Consider the following 21,752-nt stretch of genomic DNA (forward strand, 5'->3'; position numbering starts at 1 on the left):
ATTATTTCACTTTAAGCCTCTGTCCTATCGAAATAGCATTATCCGTCAGATTATTTTTTCTCTTTAAATCTTCGACCAATAAATTGAATTTTTTTGAAATTGAATATAGTGTATCTCCTTTTTGAACTTCGTATAAATTTGGGTCATAAGGATTCATATTTATTTTAGGATCGGAATACGCTACTGAAGAAGAACTTCTTGTTGGAGCCGAAGTATTAATTGGCACATAGTTTTTTCCTGTAACCTGACAATCGTACTGATGCAGATTGTAACGCTCAATATAACTAATTAATTTATCCGGATATTTCGGGTCGGTTGCATAACCGCAAGCTCTTAAGCCTTTTGCCCAAGCTTTGTAATCGTCTTTTTCGTATGTAAATAACGATTCATATCTTTTTTTACCCACTAAAAATAAAGCGTGATCTCTATACGATTCAGATGCCTGAGGGTATTTTCTAAAACATTCCTGCGCCGAATCATCATCATGACGAACACTTTCGCCCAACCAATCTTTATGACATTTAATTCCGAAATGATTATTAGCTTCTAGAGCCAAATCGCCACGCCCTGCGCCCGATTCTAAAATTCCCTGCGCTAGAATAATACTTGCTGGAATTCCGTACGTTTTCATGTTTCCTACTGCAATTTCTTGATACTGTAGAATATAATTATTGATTAAATCGCTAGTTACAACTGTTTTTGAAGTAGACTGAATAACCTCAGTTTTATTATTTGTAGAAGGATAATTTTTACCGATTGGTTTAGCAGGATTATTTCTTTTTGTTGCAGCCGTTCGAGCCTGAACTGCAGCCGCTTTTTTAGTCGTCGCGATGGCAGGCTTACTAGAAGAGCAGCTTGCTAAAGCTAATATTACGAGAAGTAATACAATTTTTTTAATCATTGGTTTTGAGTATTGGTAATTTCTTCTGCTTCAACTTTATATTCATTCCGTCAATTCCCTGCAATCCGCCTGTGTGAATGAGTAAAATTTTAGAATGTGCAGGAAAATAATTTTTGCCGATTAAATCTATAACGCCAAAAACCATCTTTCCCGTATAAATTGGATCTAAGGGCACTTTTGTCTCTTCAAAAAAAGCATTAATAAATTCAATTAATTCTAAATTTATTTTGCCGTAGCCTCCAAAATGATAGTCAGAAATTAAATTCCAGTTATCTTGTTTTGCAAAAATACGAATTTCATCTTGTAAAAAGTCACCTTTTAACGCCGGAAAGCCCAAAATTTTCTGATTTTGCAGAGAACTATTAATTAATCCCGAAATCGTACCACCTGTTCCAACCGCACAGCAAACGTAATTAAAAACCGAATCTTCATTGGTCAAAATCTCTTCGCAGCCTTTTACCGCCAGTTCGTTTGTACCTCCTTCGGGAACCAAATAAAAATCGCCAAACTTGTCTTTTAGTTTTTCTATAAAAGAGATTTCGTTTTTTAATCGATACTCTTCTCTCGAAACAAATTCAAATTGCATTCCGTTTTCCTGAGCAAATTTCAGCGTCGGATTTTCTTCAATTTTATCTGAAAGTTCGTCTCCGCGAATGATTCCGATAGTTTTAAAACCCTGCTCCTTTCCAGCATAAGCCACAGCCGCAATATGATTAGAAAATGCACCGCCAAAAGTCAGCAGTGTTTTTTTATTTTCGGCTTTCGCCTGAAGTAAATTGTATTTCAATTTTCTAAGTTTATTTCCAGAAATAAAAGGATGATTTTGATCTTCGCGCTTTATGGTCAAAGAAATAGCATTAGGAAATTGAATATTGATGGATTGATTGTAAACTGGATTCATTTTATTTGATGTAATGCAGAAACTGGAAAAAAGGTCGATTCTTAAGATAATTTAAATCTGTTTCTTTAGTATACGCTTCTCTTTCAAAACTAATATTTCGATAAGCTAAATCTTTGTTTTTGTATTGAATCAGGCGAATAAAAAATTCTAAAACGTACCAGATAAAAAACGGAAGAACTAGCATTTCAAGCTGTTGTCTCAAATGTATTTTTTCATGATTGACGAATGTTCCGTTTGATTTATCAAAATCATATTTAACCAAAACGAAAGGAAATAAAGCCATTCCTCGATATCCTTTCGGAATTAAATATTTAGCAACAATAAGAAACATTGGCTGTAAAATTTATAAATTTGTAGCTATAAAATTGTTCGATTTCAATAAAATCATAATCAAATATTTATATTTTTGATTTTCGTTATTCGAAAAAGGACCTGAAGCAGATTTATGAAAGAGCAAAGTAATGAAAATAAATTAATCGAAGGAGAAGATTTCTACTATACTCCTGAAGGTTATAAATGCTTTACCGAAAAACATCATTTAAAACGCGGTTACTGCTGTAAAAGTGGCTGTCGTCATTGTCCGTACGGATATGATAAAAAAACAGGAAGAATAAATAAAAATTAGAATACCACAAATGAAGGTTTTTATCAATAAAAATATACCCGAAGAAGGCATTAAATTGCTTCAGGAAAAAGGCATAAATCTTACGATAAACCCAACTGAAAATGTTTTGTCAAGAAAAGAATTTATAAAAATGTGTCAGGAAAACGATGCTCTTTTGAATGTTGGAACCAATAAATTGGATGAAGATTTTTTTGAACAATGTCCCAATTTAAAAGGCATTGCTTTGTTTTCTGTCGGATTTGATTCTGTTCATATTCCCTCAGCAAATAAAAGAAAAATTCCAGTTGGGAATACTCCCGATGTGCTGAGCAGAGCCACTTCTGATGTTGCTTTTTTATTGATGCAAAGCGTGGCAAGAAAATCATTCTTTAATCATAAAAGAATTCTAAATGATGATTGGGGAAGTTTCGATCCGTTAGCCAATTTAGGACAAGAACTTTATGGCAAAACGCTGGGTATTTTTGGTTTAGGAAGAATTGGTTTTGAAATGGCTAAAAAATGTAAAGCTGCATTTGGAATGAATATTATTTATCATAATCGTTCTCATAATGAAGTTGCTGAAAAAGAATTGGACGCAAAATATGTAGATTTTGAAACGTTACTTGAAGAAAGTGATGTTTTAAGTATTCATTCAAATTATAGCGAAGAAAATAATGAGCTTTTCAATAAAAATACTTTTGCCAAAATGAAATCTAATGCAATATTCATCAACACGGCAAGAGGAAAATTTCATAATGAAGAGGATTTATTTCACGCTTTAACAAACAACATAATTTGGGGCGCTGGACTTGATGTTACAAATCCAGAACCTATGAAGTCGGACAATCCGTTATTGTCGCTTCCAAATTGCTGTATTCTGCCGCATATTGGCTCAGCAACTTACGAAGCCAGAATCGGAATGGCGGTTTGTGCTGCACAAAATATAATTGCGCTTTTTGAGAATAAAAAAATGCCATTTTGTGTAAATGAGGAAGTTTATAAATAAATCTCAATTTTTTTATCCCGAGGCTTCGGGACCAAATTCCAATCGAAAATCTAAAATCAGAAATCTAAAATAACATATATGGATATTCGTTCAAGAAAGTTTAAGATTACGATTTATAAGTCGTATCATCGGTCGGATATCCGTTATCCTTAGTTTTTTAATTAGAAAATTGGGAATTAGATAATTATTGGAAAATTCCAATTTTTATCCCGAGGCTTCGGGACCAAATTCCAAGCTAAAATTCAATATTTAGCTCCGCTGGAGCTTTATGTTAATGGATTATAATTTTTCTATAAACATTTCGCCTTTCCAAGGCTTAAAAACTTCATTGAGAATTAATTTGCATAGAAGTATATTCACATGCAAAATTAAAGGATGAAAAAACTCCAGAGGAGTTACATATTTATAGAATCACAATATTCGTACGCAGAAAAAAGCTCCAGAGGAGCGACATATTTATAAAAAAATATTTGCTCGAAGAATCTAAAGCTTAGCACCTTAGAACCTCAGCAACTTAGCACCTTTAAAAAAATGACTTTCAAAGAACAAATACAACAAGGAATACCTTCGGTTTTACCTTCAAAGCAAGCATACGATCCGGCTATAAATCATGCGCCTAAACGAAAAGAAATTCTTTCGGCAGAAGAAAAAAAGCTGGCGTTGAAAAATGCTTTACGTTATTTCGATCCAAAACATCACGCCGAATTAATTCCTGAATTTTCAGAAGAATTAGAAACTTACGGACGTATTTATATGTATCGCCTTCGTCCAAATTATAAAATGTATGCAAGACCGATTGAGGAATATCCTGGAAAATCATTGCAGGCAAAAGCGATTATGCACATGATTCAGAACAATCTGGATTATGCTGTAGCACAGCACCCGCACGAATTGATTACGTATGGCGGAAACGGAGCTGTTTTCCAGAACTGGGCGCAATATTTATTGACGATGCAGTATTTGTCTGAAATGACAGATGAACAGACTTTAACGATGTACTCAGGACATCCAATGGGACTATTCCCTTCGCATAAAGAAGCGCCGAGAGTTGTGGTTACCAACGGAATGGTGATCCCGAATTATTCTAAACCTGACGATTGGGAAAAAATGAATGCTTTAGGAGTTTCGCAATACGGACAAATGACGGCGGGAAGTTATATGTATATTGGTCCACAAGGAATTGTACACGGAACTACGATTACGGTTTTGAATGGTTTTAGAAAAATAAAACAAAATCCGGAAGGCAATTTATTTGTGACTTCTGGTCTTGGCGGAATGTCAGGCGCACAGCCAAAAGCGGGAAATATTGCGGGCTGTATTACGGTTTGTGCTGAGGTAAATCCGAAGATTACTAAAATTCGTCACGAGCAAGGTTGGATTAACGAAATTGTAACCTCAACCGAAGAATTGGTTGCCAGAGTAAATTCGGCGAAAGCCAAAAAAGAAACGGTTTCTATTGCCTACTTAGGAAATGTCGTTGATGTTTGGGAATGTTTTGACAAAGAAAATATTAAAATTGATTTAGGTTCAGACCAGACTTCACTTCATAATCCTTGGGCCGGAGGTTATTATCCAGTAGGAATTTCGTTTGAAGATGCTAATAAAATGATGGCTGAAAATCCAGAATTATTCAAAGAAAAAGTTCAGGAATCTTTACGCAGACATGCAGATGCCATTAACAAACATACGGCAAAAGGAACGTATTTCTTCGATTACGGAAATGCCTTTTTATTAGAAGCTTCTCGCGCTGGTGCCGATGTTATGGCAGAAAATAATATCGATTTTAAATATCCAAGTTACGTTCAGGATATTATGGGACCAATGTGTTTCGACTACGGTTTTGGCCCTTTTCGTTGGGTTTGTACTTCTGGAAAACCTGAAGATTTACTAAAAACAGATGCTATTGCTTGTCAGGTTTTAGAAGAAATGGCTAAAACGGCTCCAAATGAAATTCAGCAGCAAATGCAGGATAACATTAAATGGATTAAAGGAGCACAAGAAAACAAACTGGTTGTAGGTTCCCAAGCTCGTATTTTGTATGCTGATGCTGAAGGTCGAATCAAAATTGCCGAAGCTTTTAATCAGGCCATTGCAAAAGGCGAAATTGGTGCTGTCGTTTTAGGGCGTGATCATCATGATGTTTCAGGAACTGATTCTCCTTACAGAGAAACTTCAAATATTTATGACGGTTCTCGTTTTACGGCAGATATGGCAATACATAACGTAATTGGAGATAGTTTTAGAGGAGCAACTTGGGTTTCCATACATAACGGCGGTGGCGTTGGCTGGGGCGAGGTTATAAACGGTGGCTTTGGTATGGTTCTTGATGGTTCTACAGAGGCTTCAAAGCGTTTAGCATCAATGCTTTTCTGGGATGTTAACAACGGAATTTCAAGAAGAAGCTGGGCTCGAAATGAAGGTGCTGTTTTTGCTATAAAACGTGCTATCGAAGTTGAGCCTTTATTAAAAGTGACTTTGCCAAATCTAGTTGACGAAAGTTTACTTTAACTAAAACTGAACACTTAATTTTTGAATATATGAAAACACTAAAGTTAATTCCGTTATTACTGCTACTGGTACTTACTTCATGCAGTACTGTGACTGTTTATTCTGATTATGACAAAACTGTCGATTTTGCGCCTTATAAAACATATGCTTATTTTAAGCCGGGAATTGACAAGGTTGAAATATCAGATTTAGATAAAAGAAGAATTTTACGCGCTATTGATGACCAAATGCAGGCTAAAGGTTTTACCAAAAGCGAAAATCCTGATTTATTAGTAAATATTTTTACGAAATCTAGAGAGCAGGTAGATGTAAACCAATTTAGTGCTGGCTGGGGTTACGGCTGGGGTTGGGGTTGGAATCCGTGGATGATGTACGGAGGAAACCAGACAACTGTTTCGACTTCTACAGAAGGCACTTTGTACATTGATTTGATCGATGCTAAAAAGAAAGAAATGATCTGGCAAGGTGAAGGAATTGGAACTTTGACAAGAAACATCGATAAAAAAGACGAAAGAATTGCTGAGTTTGTAGGCAAAATTTTAGCACAATATCCGCCAGTAAAAAAATAATTATTTACATTTGCTTTTCAATCAGCTAGAAAAATGAAAAACTATACTAACATTATTATCGCTATTATTAGCATTATTGCAATTCAGCAGTAGTGGCGAGGTGTTATATAAGTATGTAAAATATAATGTATAGAAACCTCCCAATTGGGAGGTTTTTTATTTTTAATGATAAAAAAGTTAGCCACGAATTCACGAATTTTTTTTTGCTGTTTGGCGAAAAGAAATATTCAACCACAAATTGCACAAATTTTCGCAAATTATTTTTCTGAAGATTTCCTTCTGAAAATTTCCTTCTGAAGATGAAAATATAGAAATTCGTGAATTCGTGGCTAAAAAAAACAAATATCCACACAGATTAAAAATCCTTTTAATTCTTTTAATCTGTGGCAAAAATAAAACACACTACTATGAGTTTATTTAACGAAGTATTAAACGCAAAAAAGCAGCTCGAAGATGTCGTTGCTGCCACTCCCCTTACCCAAAATTTAAATCTTTCAGACGAATTTGAATCTACTATTTTATTAAAAAGAGAAGATTTACAAATTGTTCGTTCGTATAAAATTAGGGGTGCGTACAATAAGATTTCTTCTTTAAATGAAAAAGAAAAAGCTAACGGAATTGTTTGCGCCAGCGCTGGAAATCACGCTCAAGGTGTTGCTTATTCCTGCAATCTTTTAAAGATTCATGGTAAAATTTACATGCCAAAAACCACTCCAAAACAAAAAGTAAAACAAGTCCAATTATTCGGAAAATCGTTTGTTGAAATTGTTTTAACGGGAGATACTTTTGATGATGCTTATGCTTCTGCAACGGCCGATGCCATCAAAAATCACAAAACATTTATTCATCCTTTTGATGATGAAAAAGTAATCGCTGGCCAAGGAACTGTTGGATTAGAAATCTTAGAAAGTTTTAAAGAACCAATCGATTATGTGTTTGTTCCCATTGGCGGTGGTGGGCTGGCATCTGGTTTGTCTGAAGTTTTCAGGCATTTAAGTCCGCATACCAAAATAATTGGTGTTGAACCAAAAGGTGCGCCTTCAATGAAAACTTCTATCGAAGAAAACAAAAATACCGCTTTAAAAACTATTGACAAATTTGTAGATGGCGCAGCAGTAAAACAAGTTGGCGATAAAACTTTTGAAATCTGCCGATACAATCTAGAAGATATTATTCTGGTTCCTGAAGGAAAGGTCTGCACGACAATTTTAAGATTGTATAATGAAGAAGCTATGGTTGTAGAACCCGCTGGTGCTTTGACAATTGCTGCTTTGGATTTTTATAAGGAAAAAATCAAAGGAAAAAATGTGGTCTGTATTGTGAGCGGAAGCAATAATGATATTGAAAGAACTGCCGAAATAAAAGAACGTTCCTTACTTTACGAAGGTTTAATGCATTATTTTATGATTCAGTTTCCGCAACGACCGGGGGCATTAAAAGAATTTGTCAATAATATTTTGGGCCCAGATGATGACATCACTTATTTTCAATTTGCTAAGAAAAACAGCCGTGAAGTAGGTTCTGTTGTGGTTGGTTTAGAATTGAAAAATAAAAATGATATTATGCCAATCAAACTGAAAATGACCGAAAATGGTTTTGAATTTCAATATTTGAATGATAATCAGGATTTGTTTACACAATTAATCGGTTAAATAAAAGACAAAGGCTGCCAGATGGGATGGCAGCCTTTTCAAATTCAATACAAATTACTAATTGAATTGTGGATGTTATTATTGCTTCAAGATTTTTTTCGAATAAGAACCTTTACTGTCATTAACTTTTACGATGTAAACGCCCTTTGGCAATCTAGAAATTTCGATTTTAGCTTGATTTCCTTTTACAAAATTTACATTCTTCTTTAAAACTGGTTGTCCAGTTATATTAAAAATATCTACATCGGCATCTCCTTCGTGATTGGTATCAATTTTTAAAGAATCATCTGCTTCATCGACAAAAATTGTCGTGTCATTTGAACTTGTATTTTCAATAGAAGCTGTTTCTGCCACTATAGCACTTTTTGCTGCCAAAGATTCAACTTGTACTAACTGCCATTGCTGATTTAAACCTCCTGTATAAGCCCAAACCTGAATATTTGCTCCGTTTGCTGTAGAAACATTTTCCACATCAAGAGATTTACCGCTATTTACATTTATAATTTTATAATAGCCACCGCCAAGACTTGTAACCGTCCATTTAAATTCGTTTGAAGACGAGAAGGTTTTCTGCTGTACTTTTAAGCCATCACCAGTTCCATTATTTTCAACAGCCAAATACATTCCTGTTGATTTTACTATGATGTAATAATTTCCGTTTCCGTCAGAAACAAATTTCCAACGCTGGTTACTTCCGCCTCCGTTTGTAATATCGTACTGCTGAATTCTGCTTCCGCTTGTTGTTGAATTATCTGCAACGTCTAAACCTTTATTACTGTTTCGCGAAATAATATTGTAATAACCCGGAAAACCCGTAACAGGCGGAGTTGTAGCTCCCCAATTAAATGTCACCGCAGAAGACGCTGGAACCGCATAATTAAATGCTGACGATCCCGAAACCACTTTTATCGTATTGGATGATCCTCCAGAATTATAAACTAACAATGCCGTAGATCCATCAGGATTTTTAAATCCGACAGAAAGAATGCTTCCGCTTGAACTTGAAGCTGCAATTCTAACTGCTCCTGGTTTTACAAATTTTGAAATCTGCCCGATAATGTAATACGCCACATTCTTAGTATAACTTGTACTATTATTTACCGTAATGGCTCCTAAACAAGAGGTGCATCCTCCAGGAGTTCTTGGGCCCATACTTGGATTATTTGCCGCATTCCATTCTAAAACTGTTTTAGACCAGTTTGTTGTGCTTCCGATAACTACATTTTGCATGTGCCATCCAAAATCACCGCCGAAGTTTCCGCCAGCACCCGTATATTGTTCTGTAAAATAAACGTTCTTATTAGTAGCATTTTTTACTGTTGACATTGCCGAGATATTTCCTAAATACAAGTGAAATGCCGCGCCATCAACATAACTGCTGTTATTTAAAACATCAATTGGATAAGCTGTATTATCGCAATTATGATCGAAAGCAATAATTTTTACATTTCCAAAACCCGCCGCTGCCATTTGAGGCCCTAACTGCTGATTGATAAAATTCTTTTGTTCTGTAGAATTCATCAGCATACTAGGTTCGTTATGTGGATTTTCAGGTTCGTTTTGAGGTGTAATGGCCCAAATCGGAATTCCCTGTGCCTGCATTGCCTGAAGATACTTTACAAAATATTTTGCATAAGCGGCATAATATTGCGTTTGCAGACTTCCTCCTATCCAGGAACCATTCGTTTTCATCCATCTTGGCGCTGACCACGGTGTTGCCAGAATTTTAATGTTTGGATTTATCAGCTGGATTTTTTTAATAATTGGAATTAAATAGGTCAAATCTGGTCCATTTAAACTAAAATTGTTCATATTTGTATCTCCAGAAGTTTCATTGTAACTGTAAGAAGAACTGCTTAAGTCTGAAGCAGCAATACTAATACGAACTACACTGGCATTTAATCCAGTAGTAGGATTGTATAAATCGTTCAATAACTGGTTTTGCTGTGTGGCTGCCATTCCAGCAATGACTTCACAGCTTCCTTCGGTAAGTGTGTAACCGAAACCTTCCATAGTTTGATAAGTAGTTCCTGCATTTACTGTTACAGTAGAAGGATTGGTTCCTGAATTGGTTCCGAAACTTACTGTTGACTGTTGTTGAAGCAGTTTGCTTTGATCTCCTGAGGTGATCCAAGGAGTTACCGTCTGAGCATTTAAGCTGTTCATAAATAAAAGCGTACTGCAACATAAAAGTTTCAACGCTTTACTTACCCGATCTGTAGGTGTTTGAGTAGTTTTGTGCATTTTTTTGTGGTTTTGGTTTGATAATTAGTTTTTTCTCATTTATTCAGTTTTATTTTACTAAAACATCACAATATTATGAGTATTTTTACAATATTATTATTTTTATTACTTTACAAATACACATCAAATTAAAAAAAAAGATATAACAAAAACTCATCTAATTGATTTTCAAAATACTGAAAAACAATGTTTTAAAAAATAAAAAATCATAAAAAACTTACCTTAAAAAAGCGAAATAACTCATCATAAAATAAAAAATCTATACAAATCCTTACAAATTGTCATTTTTCCAGCAATTAAAAGGCATATGACAATTATCAGCAAAGCAAAAGAAAGATAAATTGTACTTTTGCATTTTACTTTAAATACAATAAAATGACAGCTTTAAAAGATATTTCTACGATAGAAGACATTCAGCAGATGGTAAACAGCTTTTATGGTAATGTTAGAAAAGACGATTTAATTGGTCCAATTTTTAATGATAAACTTCAAGATCGCTGGGAACCACATTTACAAAAGATGTACAATTTCTGGCAGACGATTTTGTTTGATGTTCGCGCTTACTCAGGAACTCCATTTCCGCCGCACAAGCAATTACCTGTAGACAAAACGCATTTTGATCGATGGATTGCCATTTTTAATTCAACAATAGATGCTCAATTTGCTGGCCCTATAACAGAGGAAGCCAAAATGCGCGCAACCAATATGGCTTTTATGTTTAGCCATAAAATTGAATATTTTAGAAATGCAGAGAATGAAATGAGAAATGCACTAAAAAAATCATAACATCTAAAATTTCAGTTATGATTAAATTTTAAACCCCAAAATCTATAATAACGCAATAAAATTAATATCTTATAAAATATTTGTGATTTATGTCACCGAAAAAGCAGGTTAAATTCGTAATTTTACAATCTAATCTACATCGTTTTCGAAATGAATCCAAATATTGAAACAAATCCGCTTTTAGATCGATTGCCTAAGCATTTACAGCAATTCATTAAACCTCAAGATTATAGCGATTACACTCCTATCAATCAGGCAGTTTGGCGATATGTTATGCGTAAAAATGTAGATTATCTTTCTAAAGTGGCGCATCATTCGTATTTGGAAGGATTAAAAAAAACAGGAATCGAAATTGATTCTATTCCGAGCATGTATGGCATGAACCGAATTCTAAGCGAAATAGGCTGGGCGGCAGTTGCAGTCGATGGTTTTATTCCGCCAAATGCTTTTATGGAATTTCAGGCCTATAATGTTTTGGTTATTGCTTCAGATATACGTCAATTAGAACATATAGAATATACTCCTGCTCCAGACATCATTCACGAAGGTGCTGGTCACGCTCCTATTATTGCCAATCCTGAATATGCGGAATATTTAAGACGTTTTGGTGAAATTGGCTGTAAAGCAATTTCTTCACATAAAGATTATCAGATGTACGAAGCGATTCGTCTGCTTTCTATCTTAAAAGAGGCAGAAGATACGCCGCAGGAAAAAATCGATGAAGCTGAAAAAGCGGTTGCCGATTTACAGAATGATATGGGAGAATTATCTGAAATGGCTCAAATAAGAAACTTGCATTGGTGGACAGTTGAATACGGATTGATTGGAACGGTCGAAAACCCGAAAATCTACGGCGCGGGATTACTTTCTTCTATTGGTGAAAGCGCCCATTGTATGACTGATAATGTGAAAAAAATCCCTTATGATATTTCGGCGGCCAATCAGAATTTTGATATTACACAATTACAGCCTCAGCTGTATGTAACGCCTACTTTTTCTCATTTGAGTTTGATTTTGGAAGAATTTGCCAATAAAATGGCTTTAAGAACTGGAGGTCTTTCGGGAATTCAAAAACTGATTCAATCGAATGCTTTAGGAACGATTGAATTGAGTACTGGTTTACAAATTTCGGGAGTTTTTACCAATGTAATTGAAGAAGATCATAAACCTGTTTATATTCAGACTACTGGAAAAACGGCTTTGGCTTACCGCGAAAAAGAGTTAGTAGGTCATGGAACTTTAACGCATCCACACGGATTTGGAAGTCCGATTGGGAAACTGAAAGGTTTTAATCTGGCGATTGAAGATATGAGTCCGAAAGATTTACAGGCTTATAGTATTGTTGAAAATGAAACGGTGAAATTGGAATTTGAAGGCAATATCATCGTTGAAGGTGAAATAATTACAGGATCTCGAAATTTACACGGAGAAATTATTTTAATTAGTTTTAGAAATTGCACCGTAACTCATGGCGAAACTATTTTGTTTCAGCCAGAATGGGGTAACTACGATATGGCGATTGGTAAAAAAGTGATTTCTGCTTTTTCTGGTCCAGCTGATGTAAATAGTTTTGACTTAATTAATATTGTTCCATCTACGCAAACCATTAAAGCAAAACATACGGATGAACGTGACGAATTGGAGTTTTTATATGCTGCTGTTCGTACCATTCGTGAAAACAAAGAAAGCAAAACGGAGCTTCAAAATATCTTTCATAAATTAAAAGAAAACCATACAAATGACTGGTTGCTTTCTGTTGAAATTGCCGAGCTTTTAAAAGATTCTTCGGATCCTCTTTTACAGGAAGTTTTAACTCATTTAGAACAACTGAAAGCAAAACGTCCTGAAGTTGCTCACTTAATTTCTGGGGGTTTGGATTTGATTTTTTCTACTGCGAAAGTTTAATTTTTTTTTGCCACGAAGGCACTAAGACGCGAAGTTTTTATTTCAAACAGATTTTATTGATTTATGCTGATGTGCGCAGATTTTTTTTAATCTCGAAAAGTCGCGAAGTCGCAGAGTTTTTTCTCGAGATTTTGGAGATTGTGCAGCATTTTTTTCTCCTTCTTAGAAATGATAAAAAATTAGCAAAATCCTTTTTAATCTTTTAATCTGTGGCATTAAAACAAAAGCTTAGTACCTCAGCCTCAGTACCTTCGTGGCAAAACCCTACAATTTGAGGTCTTCTGTAAATTCTTTTTCAGATTCGATAGTCTTTCCGTTGTATTGCAATGTCCAGCCCATTGAATTGGTTAGAATTAAAATCTTAGACAACTCGCTGATTAGTCGATTTTGGGCATTCTTTTTAAGAGGTGAATTTTCGATTTTTTTTGCCAGATTAGCTTTTACCGATTTGTTGATTTTATTGTAATCGTCTCCCGTAAATGGGTTTAGTTTGCTTTGTTCTACATCGTAAAATTTAATATCGGGATTGATTTTAATTTCTTCTTTCGGAATATTTAAAATCGTGATGGTTTTGTTTTTTTCGTCAATGTCATATTTCATTTGATGCAAATCGTAAGCAACAGTAACGTCGGCATTAACGACAATTAAAGCTTTTTTTTCAAAAGAAATCATATCCAAAAAATATTTCTGCTGGTTTTTATAGGTCACTACTTCAGAGAAATGTCCTTCGGTAACTACCAATTTTCCAACGTTAAGAATCTGCTGCTGAATCAAGTTGGTATTATATTCCAAATCAGAATCATCCTCTTTTTTGAACTGGCAATATTTAAAAGCCAGAACAATTAATATGACGATTACAGTGATTCCTAAAATTCTCTTGATCAAGTTTTGCATTCTCTAAAATATTTTAGACCAAATTAACTCATTTTTTTCTTTTTCGCCACGAATTCACGAATTAACTCTAATCATTTTGTTTGTATTATTTCTAATTTCACAAATTCCAATTCGTGAAATTAAAATTTAATAAAATATAAATTGTGCCAATTCGTGAATTCGTGGCGAAAAAAAACCTCAAAAAAGTTAGAACGGATATCCAATCGCGATATTTAGAATCAGATTGTCTTTTCTCCAAGAACTGCTTCCAAAATCAATATCATCAATTACCCATCTTTGACCGTCTGGCAATGAAGGATTTCGAAGCGGAATAGCTAAATCGGTTCTTAAAATTAAAAACGACAGATCGAATCTTAAACCAACTCCCGCTCCTATGGCGATTTCTTTCATAAAGTCTTTTGAAATTTCTGCTCCAGGTTTATTCGGATCAGCATTTAAGAGCCAAATATTTCCTGCATCAAAAAACACTGCTCCTCTTACAATGCTAAACAATTTAGCGCGATACTCGGTATTAAATTCGAGTTTAAAATCGGCTGATTGATCGGGTGTATAATTTAGATTAGTGGTGTTTGGTGGAATAACATAACTTCCTGGGCCTAATGTTCTTGCTCTAAAAGCACGAATACTATTGGTTCCTCCTACTACAAATTGTTTTGATGTTGGTAAAGTTCGCGAGTTACCATAAGCAAATCCGGCACCAACAATCAATCGACTTGCCAATTCACTTTCTTTTCCAAGCTTCATATAATGTCTAAAATCAGTTTTGATTTTTACGTACTGACTAAACGGAACATCGAAAATTTTTATCGTGTCATTTTTTTTGATATTAGCGCCAGTAACCAAACCGGTGATATTTCCTGCCAAATCCAATTCTCCATTAAAATAGATTGTATGCTTTCTTCTTTTCTGCATCGTATTAGTATACGTGTAATTGTAAGTTGGACCAAAAATCAATTGTTTTTCAATCACTCTTCCTAAAGCTGGATCTTTATCAATATCTGCTTGATATTCCTCCGTTACATGATTAGGACTTACATAAGTCACATCAATAACGTTTAATTGATGTTCTTTTCGAATGTTTTCTTTCCACAAATATCCAAACGAAGTATTAAAAGAATTCAACGCATACAATTGTGTCCTTTTTTGATATTCGTAGCGAAGCGTTGCTTTGGTTCTTGGCACATATTCGCTGTTTCCTTCAATATTAAAAGGTGTGATAAATCTCGGCCAGGTCAAACTAACTTCGCCTCCCAATTTATAAATATTTTTCCCTTTATTTGGTCCGCCAAGCTGAAAATCGGCTCCTCCAAAAACAGAAGCTGTAAACAATTCCGCTCCTTTTAAGAAATTTCGATTGTTCCAATTCAGGTTTACTTCTGTTCCTGTATAACTTGCAGAATTGGTTTTTCCTAAAACTTCAACACGAATGAATTTCTTTGGTAAAAGTGTTAGAAAATAATACGAATCCAGCGCATTATCAATACTATCAGAAGGTTTAAATTCGTTTTTAACAAAGCTGAAAGTTCCGAGATTTACAAAACGATTCAGCGTTAAATTATGATCTTTTCTGTTGTATAAATCGCCTTTTTTAAAATAAATAGTTCGGTCAAAAACTCTTGGTTTAAAAGTATCAGCGGTGTCAATTATGGTAAAATCTTTGTATTGCAAAATATCTCTTTTCCTGTAAACCATAGTATCGTTTGCCAGAGAATAATTAGGATAAACAAATATATTGTTGATCTTGTAAGCTCTTAGTGCTTTTGCAGGCGTTTCGTTTTTGATTACAATTTTAATCTTCACTTCATGATCGCCTTTACTGCTGTCAACTTGCGCCAAAAGATAATCGGGATTAAAATAATAATATCCTTTTTCTTTTAATCTGGCGTCTATACGTTCTCTCTCTGCTTTTATTAAATCCAGATCATACGGTTTTCCAACTTTTAAAAGACTTCTTCGGCTTGATCTTCCGATAATTTTTGACATTTTAAGCGAATCATCTGGAAAAGTCACGCTTTTGATAATGTATTGTTTTCTTGGCGTTACAATATATTCTGCAGTTGCTCTTTTATTTCTAACGGTAGAATCGGCGCTGACACGAGTTTTAAAATAACCTTTGTTTTCGGTATAATTTCGCAGAACCGATGCATTATAATCTAAATCGACTTTACTAAAAAGAACAGGCTCTTCTCCTACTTTATTTTTAAGCCAATATCTAAATCCTTTTTCTTTTTTAGGCGTTCCAGCAATATTATAAAACCATAATTTGGGACGTAAACCCAAGAAGGTTTTATTTGGTTTTGGGCGCAATAAACCTTCTAATTCTGTTTCCAGTGCTTTTCTATCTTTCTTTTTAATGATCGAATCTTTGACTTCTACTGAGCCTCCAACATATAAAAAATCACCTTCTGGAAGATACTTCGTGTTGCTGCATCCTAAAACAAAAAATAAGGAAAACAGTGCCACACATTTCGTAAAATAATTTATTGTATGATTATGTTTTTTGCTCATTTCCTTCAATTTTGTTTTCTTCCTGATTTTCCTGCAGTTTTTCTTTTTCCTGCTTTTCTTTCTTTTTTTGCTTTTCTTTCTCTTTTCGAATTTTTTCTTCTTTAATCAATTCTTTTTCAGCTTCTGTACGGTGAAAAAGTTCTCTGAATTTATTGTAACTCATCGTGATAATAAAGCCAACTCCAGTTTCTACAACCTGACCTTCAACGGCAACCTGATACTGGTTTTTTCTGTAAGCACGAACTACATAACGCCCATCTTTTGTTAATTGATAATCTAGCGCAACATCTCCGGCAATATTGGTACTTTCTTCATTGGCACGTTCCTGCCCTTCTACGCCAAAACTGCTTCCTACGGTTACTTTCAATCGGTCGTCTAATAATCTTTTCGAAACTTCTACATTCAAATCGGTGCGGTTTTCCATAGTTCCGGTTGTGTAATCTTCTGTAGATTCTAAATCAAAATTGACTTCAAAACCTGTGATTAATTCTCCTGCCAGATTGTTTAATTGCTGCGAAAGTATTTTACTTACACTCTGTCTTGCCAACGTTTCGGCACTTGTACCGCCGCTTTCACTAGCAAACGGATTTTCGCCCACAAATCGATTCAATAATAAAAGAGCAAAAACCTGTTTGTTTAATTCTGCCGGATCTTGTTCCAGCTGTTTTAACTTTGTTTGTGTAGCCGAAACAACGTCTGAAGAAACATTATAATTCCCTTCAGGAAGTTCAATTCCGAAAGAAATTTCAGGTTTCATCAATTCGCCATTCATTTTTAATAAAGTATTAAAAGGCAGTTTCTGTTTATACGTATTTCGAATTGCTGGTTCTACACTTGCCAATTGATTTCCGAGCAAATCTATCGGAGCCGTTTCTACTTTATAAATAGCCGTAATATTGACATTAGCCATAGTCGGTTCGCCATTCCAGGTAATGTAACTACCTTTTTGAAGATCGAATTTTCTTTTAATTCCGTTAAAATTCATTTCGTACGCACCTTCATTAAACTCGTATTTACCAGTCAAAGTTGTTTTACCCGATTGATCAATTCCTCCAACTAACTCAGCTTCACCTTTCAATCTCAAATAATCACCATTCCCTTTATCGATAATCAAATTCAGTTCGGCTTCCTTATCAATCGTAATGGCAACATTTACGTTCATTCCTTTCAATTCTGATTGATTGAGCTGGTTTTGCATTTCAACCGTTTGTTTCAGATACATATTGTCTTCATCTACAAACTCTACAATTCCTTCACGATCAGCAATTGAAGGATCAGACTGTGGCAATACGACAGAAAATTCCGTTTCTTTATTTATTTTGATTGTTCCATCAATAACCGGTGCATCCAAATTTCCTTTGATGTTTAATTTGGTATCCAAAAACAAATCACCGTAAAACAAATCGTTGTCTTTTGCTTTTGAATTTACAGCTCTAAAATCATTTGCTTCTACTAATAAATTAAAGTTATAGGCTGTAAAATCGGTCGTTTTGATATCTCCATCTACAAACAATTCGTTATCATTTTCGTCTAAAAGCGAGAATTTATCAAAAGAAATGGTTCCGTTGCTAAGCGTTATTTTTTCATTTTTTACTTTGAATAAAGAGTTTAACTGAGTCACTCTAAAAGCGGCATCGTTAAAGTTTAATTCGCCGTTAACCTGAGGAGAAGAGGTATTGCCTGTCACTTTAAAGTTTCCGGATAAAAAGCCTTGTCCTTCGGTAATATTCCCCATACTGAAACCTTGAATACTTTTGATATTCAGCTTATTGATATCCAAATCTAAATCAAAATTCCCTGCATCCAGCTGATAATCCCCTATCAGTTTTAAGTCATTTCCTTCGTCGCTCAACGTTACATTTGCGGCAAGTGTATTGGCTGTTTTATTGTCCACTTTTATTTCTAAATCACCAACTTTAGATTCTTTAAAGGTAAAATCATCAATTTTTAGATCGGATGTAAATGTCGGATTCGTCATTACATTTTCAACCAGCGCATTTCCGTTGATTAGCCCCTGCATTAATTTTTCGTCTTTTTTGACGATATTCATGATGGTTTCAATATTGAAATTTACAAACTCCACTTTCAGAGGTGCATTATCTGCGTTTCCTTCCGATTGAATTTTTAATTGATTTCCGGCATTATCCAGATAAAACTTGTTGATGTAAAGTCGTTTACCACCAAATTCAATTGCATTTTCTGGATCAATACTCCATTTTTCATAATTTAAAACAAAACTTTCGGCATCGATTTTAAAAATGTTTTTTGCATTTTCATGATTCAGATTTCCAGCGATATAATATTGCTGTTTTTCTTTGGCATCTTGTACTTGTAAGGCATAAGTCAGAACATTATTCTGCACATTTCCTGATAAGCTTGTAAACGGAATTTTAAGAGAACCGCTTTCAATTGTTGCCACCGAAACCAAATATTCTAAAGCGCTTTCTTTGGCTTCGATATTGATTTTAGCATCTGAAATAGTGTTTTCAGCATAAACAATTCTTGGAATAGCGCCTTTTATAGCTAAAGAATCTGTCTGATTATTATAATTACCTGTAATTGTAAAAGGCTCTAAACCTGTAAGTTTTGGCAATAATTTAAATAAGATAGGATCGTTATCGACTTTCAGCGTAAAAGCCAAACGCTGTTCATCTGCTTCAGCATTTGCTTTCGGATTCTGAAGATCAATATATTTAGATAATGATTTTTGGATTGAATTTGCCAAAGTCGTCAATTTGTATTTCCCTACAACTTCTGCTTTTAAGAATTGAGAAGAAATTTTTATCGAATTACTGTCTTTAGCTGCGAAAGCCAAAACGCGAATCGAATCTAATACAATTGGCTCAGCATCTTTCAGAATTTGAATGTTAGACAAAAACACTTTTCCATTTAAAAAATCAGGATTGCTGTTGGCTATATCGGCATCTACATTACCTCGAAGTTTCATTGGCCCTGCATGCAGATTCAGTTTTTCTAAATCGGCAATATCCAGATTCAGTTTTAATTTTACAGATGGATACTTATCTTTTGTATCACCGCTTGCCGTTAAATTAAAATTCAGATTCGGATCTTTCATTCCAGATTTTACAGCAAAAGAACCATTTTCGATATTTCCTTTTAAACCTAAATCTTTATACGTATATCGGTTAAAAACCGCTTTCTGTACCAAACCGTCAATCGCGGCATTTGCCGTTTTTGGATCTAAACCGTTCCCTTTTACTTTCGCTTTAAGCGTAATTTTTCCGATCGAATCGTTTTTTACTAATCGTCCTAAATCAAATTCCTGCAAAGAAACTTTTGCATCGTATTTTTCTCTTTTTTTAATGCGCTGATCAAACAATGCATCGACTTTGGCATTTCCGAAACTGCTGTTTAAAGCCAGATTAGTTTTGAAATTTTGAACCGAACCTTTAAATTTTCCTTGAAGATTTAACTGTGAAGGCAATTGAATATTTTTCGGAATTGTTCCCGCTGGCACAAACATATTAATGTCTTTTGAAGTACTCGAAATCTTTTTGATATTCAAATCATAATACGCTTTTTGAGCATCAGGAAGTCCGGCAATTTTCCCCGAAAGGGAAACTTTTGTAGAACCGATGCCGCTCATTTCAAATTTCGAAATATTCAAATCGTTTACTTTTCCGCTCACACGGCTATCCACATACAAGATCGCATTTGGATTGCTTTTAAACGGATTGGTTTGCTGCAAATTTGGAACGAAAAGCAAAATATCTTTAAAACCAATTTTTGATTGTTTTAGATTTGCGTCAATTGCAAGATTTCCCAAATCTTTTTGAAGCGATGCGACTGATTTGTATTGAGCCTTAATTTTGTCTTGTACCAGCGTTTGCGGTGTTTTTAAAAACAAATTTTCTAACGAAGCATTTTTAGGACCGTAAAAGAAATTGGTTTTCAAAGCCTGAATTTCTAATCCGCTTTTATCATTTACTGTCAGAGTTTTGATATTTCCCGAAATAGTATCGCTCGAATAATATAGTTTCTCGGCTTCAAAGTTGACTTTATTCAAATCCATATGCGCATAATCAATACCTTTTGTAACTGGTTTTGACTGCATATCGTCAAATTTAAAAGCGATATTTTCTAAATCAACCTGGCTTAATTTTACTTTCCAGCCCGCTTGTTTTATCGCTGTAGTGTCAAGGCTTGGCGCATCGATTTGTTTGTCTTTTGCACCCAGACGTAGATTTCCTTTAAGATTTTTAACTTCAAAAGTATCAAAATCCAAAAGCTGTTTTGTAAGATCGATTTCATTTACTGCTAAATTTAAGTTTCCTAATTTTATTCCAGAATCGAGTTTGGAATCTTTATTATCATACGCTATATCAATTTTTGATAAAGCAATTTTGTCTAATTTTAGTTTAAAATCCGGACGCTTCGAAACGGTATCGACTGTTTGAACTGAAACTTCGGCGATTTTCTCGACAACATCCTGATCTAAAACTACTTTTAATCCGTTTAAATTGATAGTTGGAATATTAAAATCCATTCCGTCCAAATCGAATTTTTTGAATTTGGTGTCAAAATGAGTAAGGTTTACACGAACATCATTTTTAGAATAATCATCTTTAAAATTAAATTTTATCTGATCCAAATTTACTTTTACCACCGATATCTTGAATGGTTTGGCATTCGGATCTTCCACTTTTGGTTCTTTAGATTCAAATGCTTTGATGATATAATCGAAATTGAAAACACCATCCTTATTTCTGGCAATATTCGCTTTGACATTTTCTAGCGAAACTGAATTGATTTCCAGTTCGCTGCTTACCAATTTGAAAAGGTCTACATCAACTTCTAATCGATTACCTGCCAGCAAGGTATCTTTCTTTTGGTCTTCAAAATAAAAACCTTCCAGAACTACATCTTTTGGAAATTTAATCAATATTTTATCTAATGAAACCTTAGTTTTGATCTTGCCCTGAAGATAAGTAATAGCTTTATCTTTAACGAAATTTTGAACTGAAGGGACTTGAATTAAAATAATGAGAAGTAATAATAATGTAATCACAGAACCCACACACCAAAGCAGTATACGAAGTGTTTTTTTAAAATAATGAATGGATTTCTTATTCATACGCCAATAAAATCTTTTGAGATTAAATTGCTTCTGTAAAAAGCATAGTTACACATCTTACAAAAATGTAAAATTTAAACCTTAACAATTTACATAATTATGAGGAATTATTCTAAAATTTTACGGAGAAATAGTTCTTTTAGTGCCACGAAGGTACTAGGCGCTAAGTTTTTTTTGCC

Annotated in this window: 14 protein-coding genes; 7 read left to right on the plus strand and 7 right to left on the minus strand. The window is 34.4% G+C overall.

From position 1 onward, the window contains the following. Position 1: 1 nt before the first annotated feature. From EG814_RS13830 to EG814_RS13840, 3 genes are read right to left on the minus strand one after another with little or no spacing between them, the layout of a single operon-like run. Positions 2 to 901, minus strand: a complete 900-nt coding sequence (locus EG814_RS13830; RefSeq protein ID WP_125722493.1) for a glucosaminidase domain-containing protein — start codon at positions 899 to 901, stop codon at positions 2 to 4. Beyond that, complete coding sequence (locus EG814_RS13835; RefSeq protein ID WP_125722494.1) at positions 894 to 1,802, minus strand: 1-aminocyclopropane-1-carboxylate deaminase/D-cysteine desulfhydrase; 909 nt, start codon at positions 1,800 to 1,802, stop codon at positions 894 to 896. The genes EG814_RS13830 and EG814_RS13835 overlap by 8 nt, the downstream gene beginning before the upstream one ends. 1 nt (position 1,803) lies before the next feature. After that, on the minus strand, positions 1,804 to 2,133 hold the full coding sequence (locus EG814_RS13840) for a hypothetical protein (RefSeq protein ID WP_125722495.1): 330 nt from the start codon (positions 2,131 to 2,133) through the stop codon (positions 1,804 to 1,806). Positions 2,134 to 2,247: 114 nt separating this feature from the next. On the opposite strand from EG814_RS13840, the gene EG814_RS13845 reads away from it, so the two are divergent. The 5 genes from EG814_RS13845 to ilvA all read left to right on the plus strand — a co-directional run bounded on the left by EG814_RS13845 (position 2,248) and on the right by ilvA (position 8,141). Further along, a complete protein-coding gene (locus EG814_RS13845; protein WP_095928730.1) occupies positions 2,248 to 2,427 on the plus strand; it encodes a DUF5522 domain-containing protein in 180 nt (59 codons plus the stop codon). Positions 2,428 to 2,437: 10 nt separating this feature from the next. Further along, positions 2,438 to 3,412, plus strand: a complete 975-nt coding sequence (locus EG814_RS13850) for a 2-hydroxyacid dehydrogenase (protein WP_125722496.1) — start codon at positions 2,438 to 2,440, stop codon at positions 3,410 to 3,412. A 531-nt stretch (positions 3,413 to 3,943) separates the two neighbouring features. Continuing rightward, positions 3,944 to 5,920: a urocanate hydratase gene (locus tag EG814_RS13855; RefSeq protein WP_125722497.1), complete on the plus strand. Its 1,977-nt coding sequence runs from the start codon at positions 3,944 to 3,946 to the stop codon at positions 5,918 to 5,920. Between the two features lie 29 nt (positions 5,921 to 5,949). Continuing rightward, a complete protein-coding gene (locus EG814_RS13860; RefSeq protein WP_125722498.1) occupies positions 5,950 to 6,489 on the plus strand; it encodes a DUF4136 domain-containing protein in 540 nt (179 codons plus the stop codon). Between the two features lie 407 nt (positions 6,490 to 6,896). Further along, positions 6,897 to 8,141: a threonine ammonia-lyase IlvA gene (gene ilvA / locus EG814_RS13865; protein ID WP_125722499.1), complete on the plus strand. Its 1,245-nt coding sequence runs from the start codon at positions 6,897 to 6,899 to the stop codon at positions 8,139 to 8,141. A gap of 78 nt (positions 8,142 to 8,219) precedes the next feature. On the opposite strand, the gene EG814_RS13870 is transcribed toward ilvA, so the two are convergent. Then, complete coding sequence (locus EG814_RS13870) at positions 8,220 to 10,385, minus strand: RICIN domain-containing protein (RefSeq protein WP_125722500.1); 2,166 nt, start codon at positions 10,383 to 10,385, stop codon at positions 8,220 to 8,222. Positions 10,386 to 10,760: 375 nt separating this feature from the next. Here EG814_RS13870 and EG814_RS13875 point away from each other — a divergent pair, with 375 nt between their 5' ends. After that, a complete protein-coding gene (locus EG814_RS13875; RefSeq protein WP_125722501.1) occupies positions 10,761 to 11,171 on the plus strand; it encodes a group III truncated hemoglobin in 411 nt (136 codons plus the stop codon). A 150-nt stretch (positions 11,172 to 11,321) separates the two neighbouring features. Then, entirely contained in the window at positions 11,322 to 13,076 is a 1,755-nt protein-coding gene (locus EG814_RS13880) for an aromatic amino acid hydroxylase (protein ID WP_125722502.1), read from the plus strand. Positions 13,077 to 13,340: 264 nt separating this feature from the next. Here the strand turns inward: EG814_RS13880 and EG814_RS13885 are convergent, their stop codons facing one another. From EG814_RS13885 to EG814_RS13895, 3 genes are all read right to left on the minus strand, one after another. Continuing rightward, positions 13,341 to 13,970: a DUF4230 domain-containing protein gene (locus EG814_RS13885; protein WP_125722503.1), complete on the minus strand. Its 630-nt coding sequence runs from the start codon at positions 13,968 to 13,970 to the stop codon at positions 13,341 to 13,343. Between the two features lie 186 nt (positions 13,971 to 14,156). Beyond that, on the minus strand, positions 14,157 to 16,478 hold the full coding sequence (tamL, locus tag EG814_RS13890) for a translocation and assembly module lipoprotein TamL (protein ID WP_125722504.1): 2,322 nt from the start codon (positions 16,476 to 16,478) through the stop codon (positions 14,157 to 14,159). Further along, positions 16,462 to 21,573 (minus strand): translocation/assembly module TamB domain-containing protein, encoded by a 5,112-nt coding sequence (locus EG814_RS13895; protein ID WP_125722505.1) that lies wholly within the window; start codon positions 21,571 to 21,573, stop codon positions 16,462 to 16,464. Before EG814_RS13895 ends, tamL begins: the two co-directional genes overlap by 17 nt. Between the last annotated feature and the right edge of the window lie 179 nt (positions 21,574 to 21,752).

This window comes from Flavobacterium ustbae (assembly GCF_003946915.1).
In the GTDB taxonomy this organism is placed as follows: Bacteria; Bacteroidota; Bacteroidia; order Flavobacteriales; family Flavobacteriaceae; genus Flavobacterium; species Flavobacterium ustbae.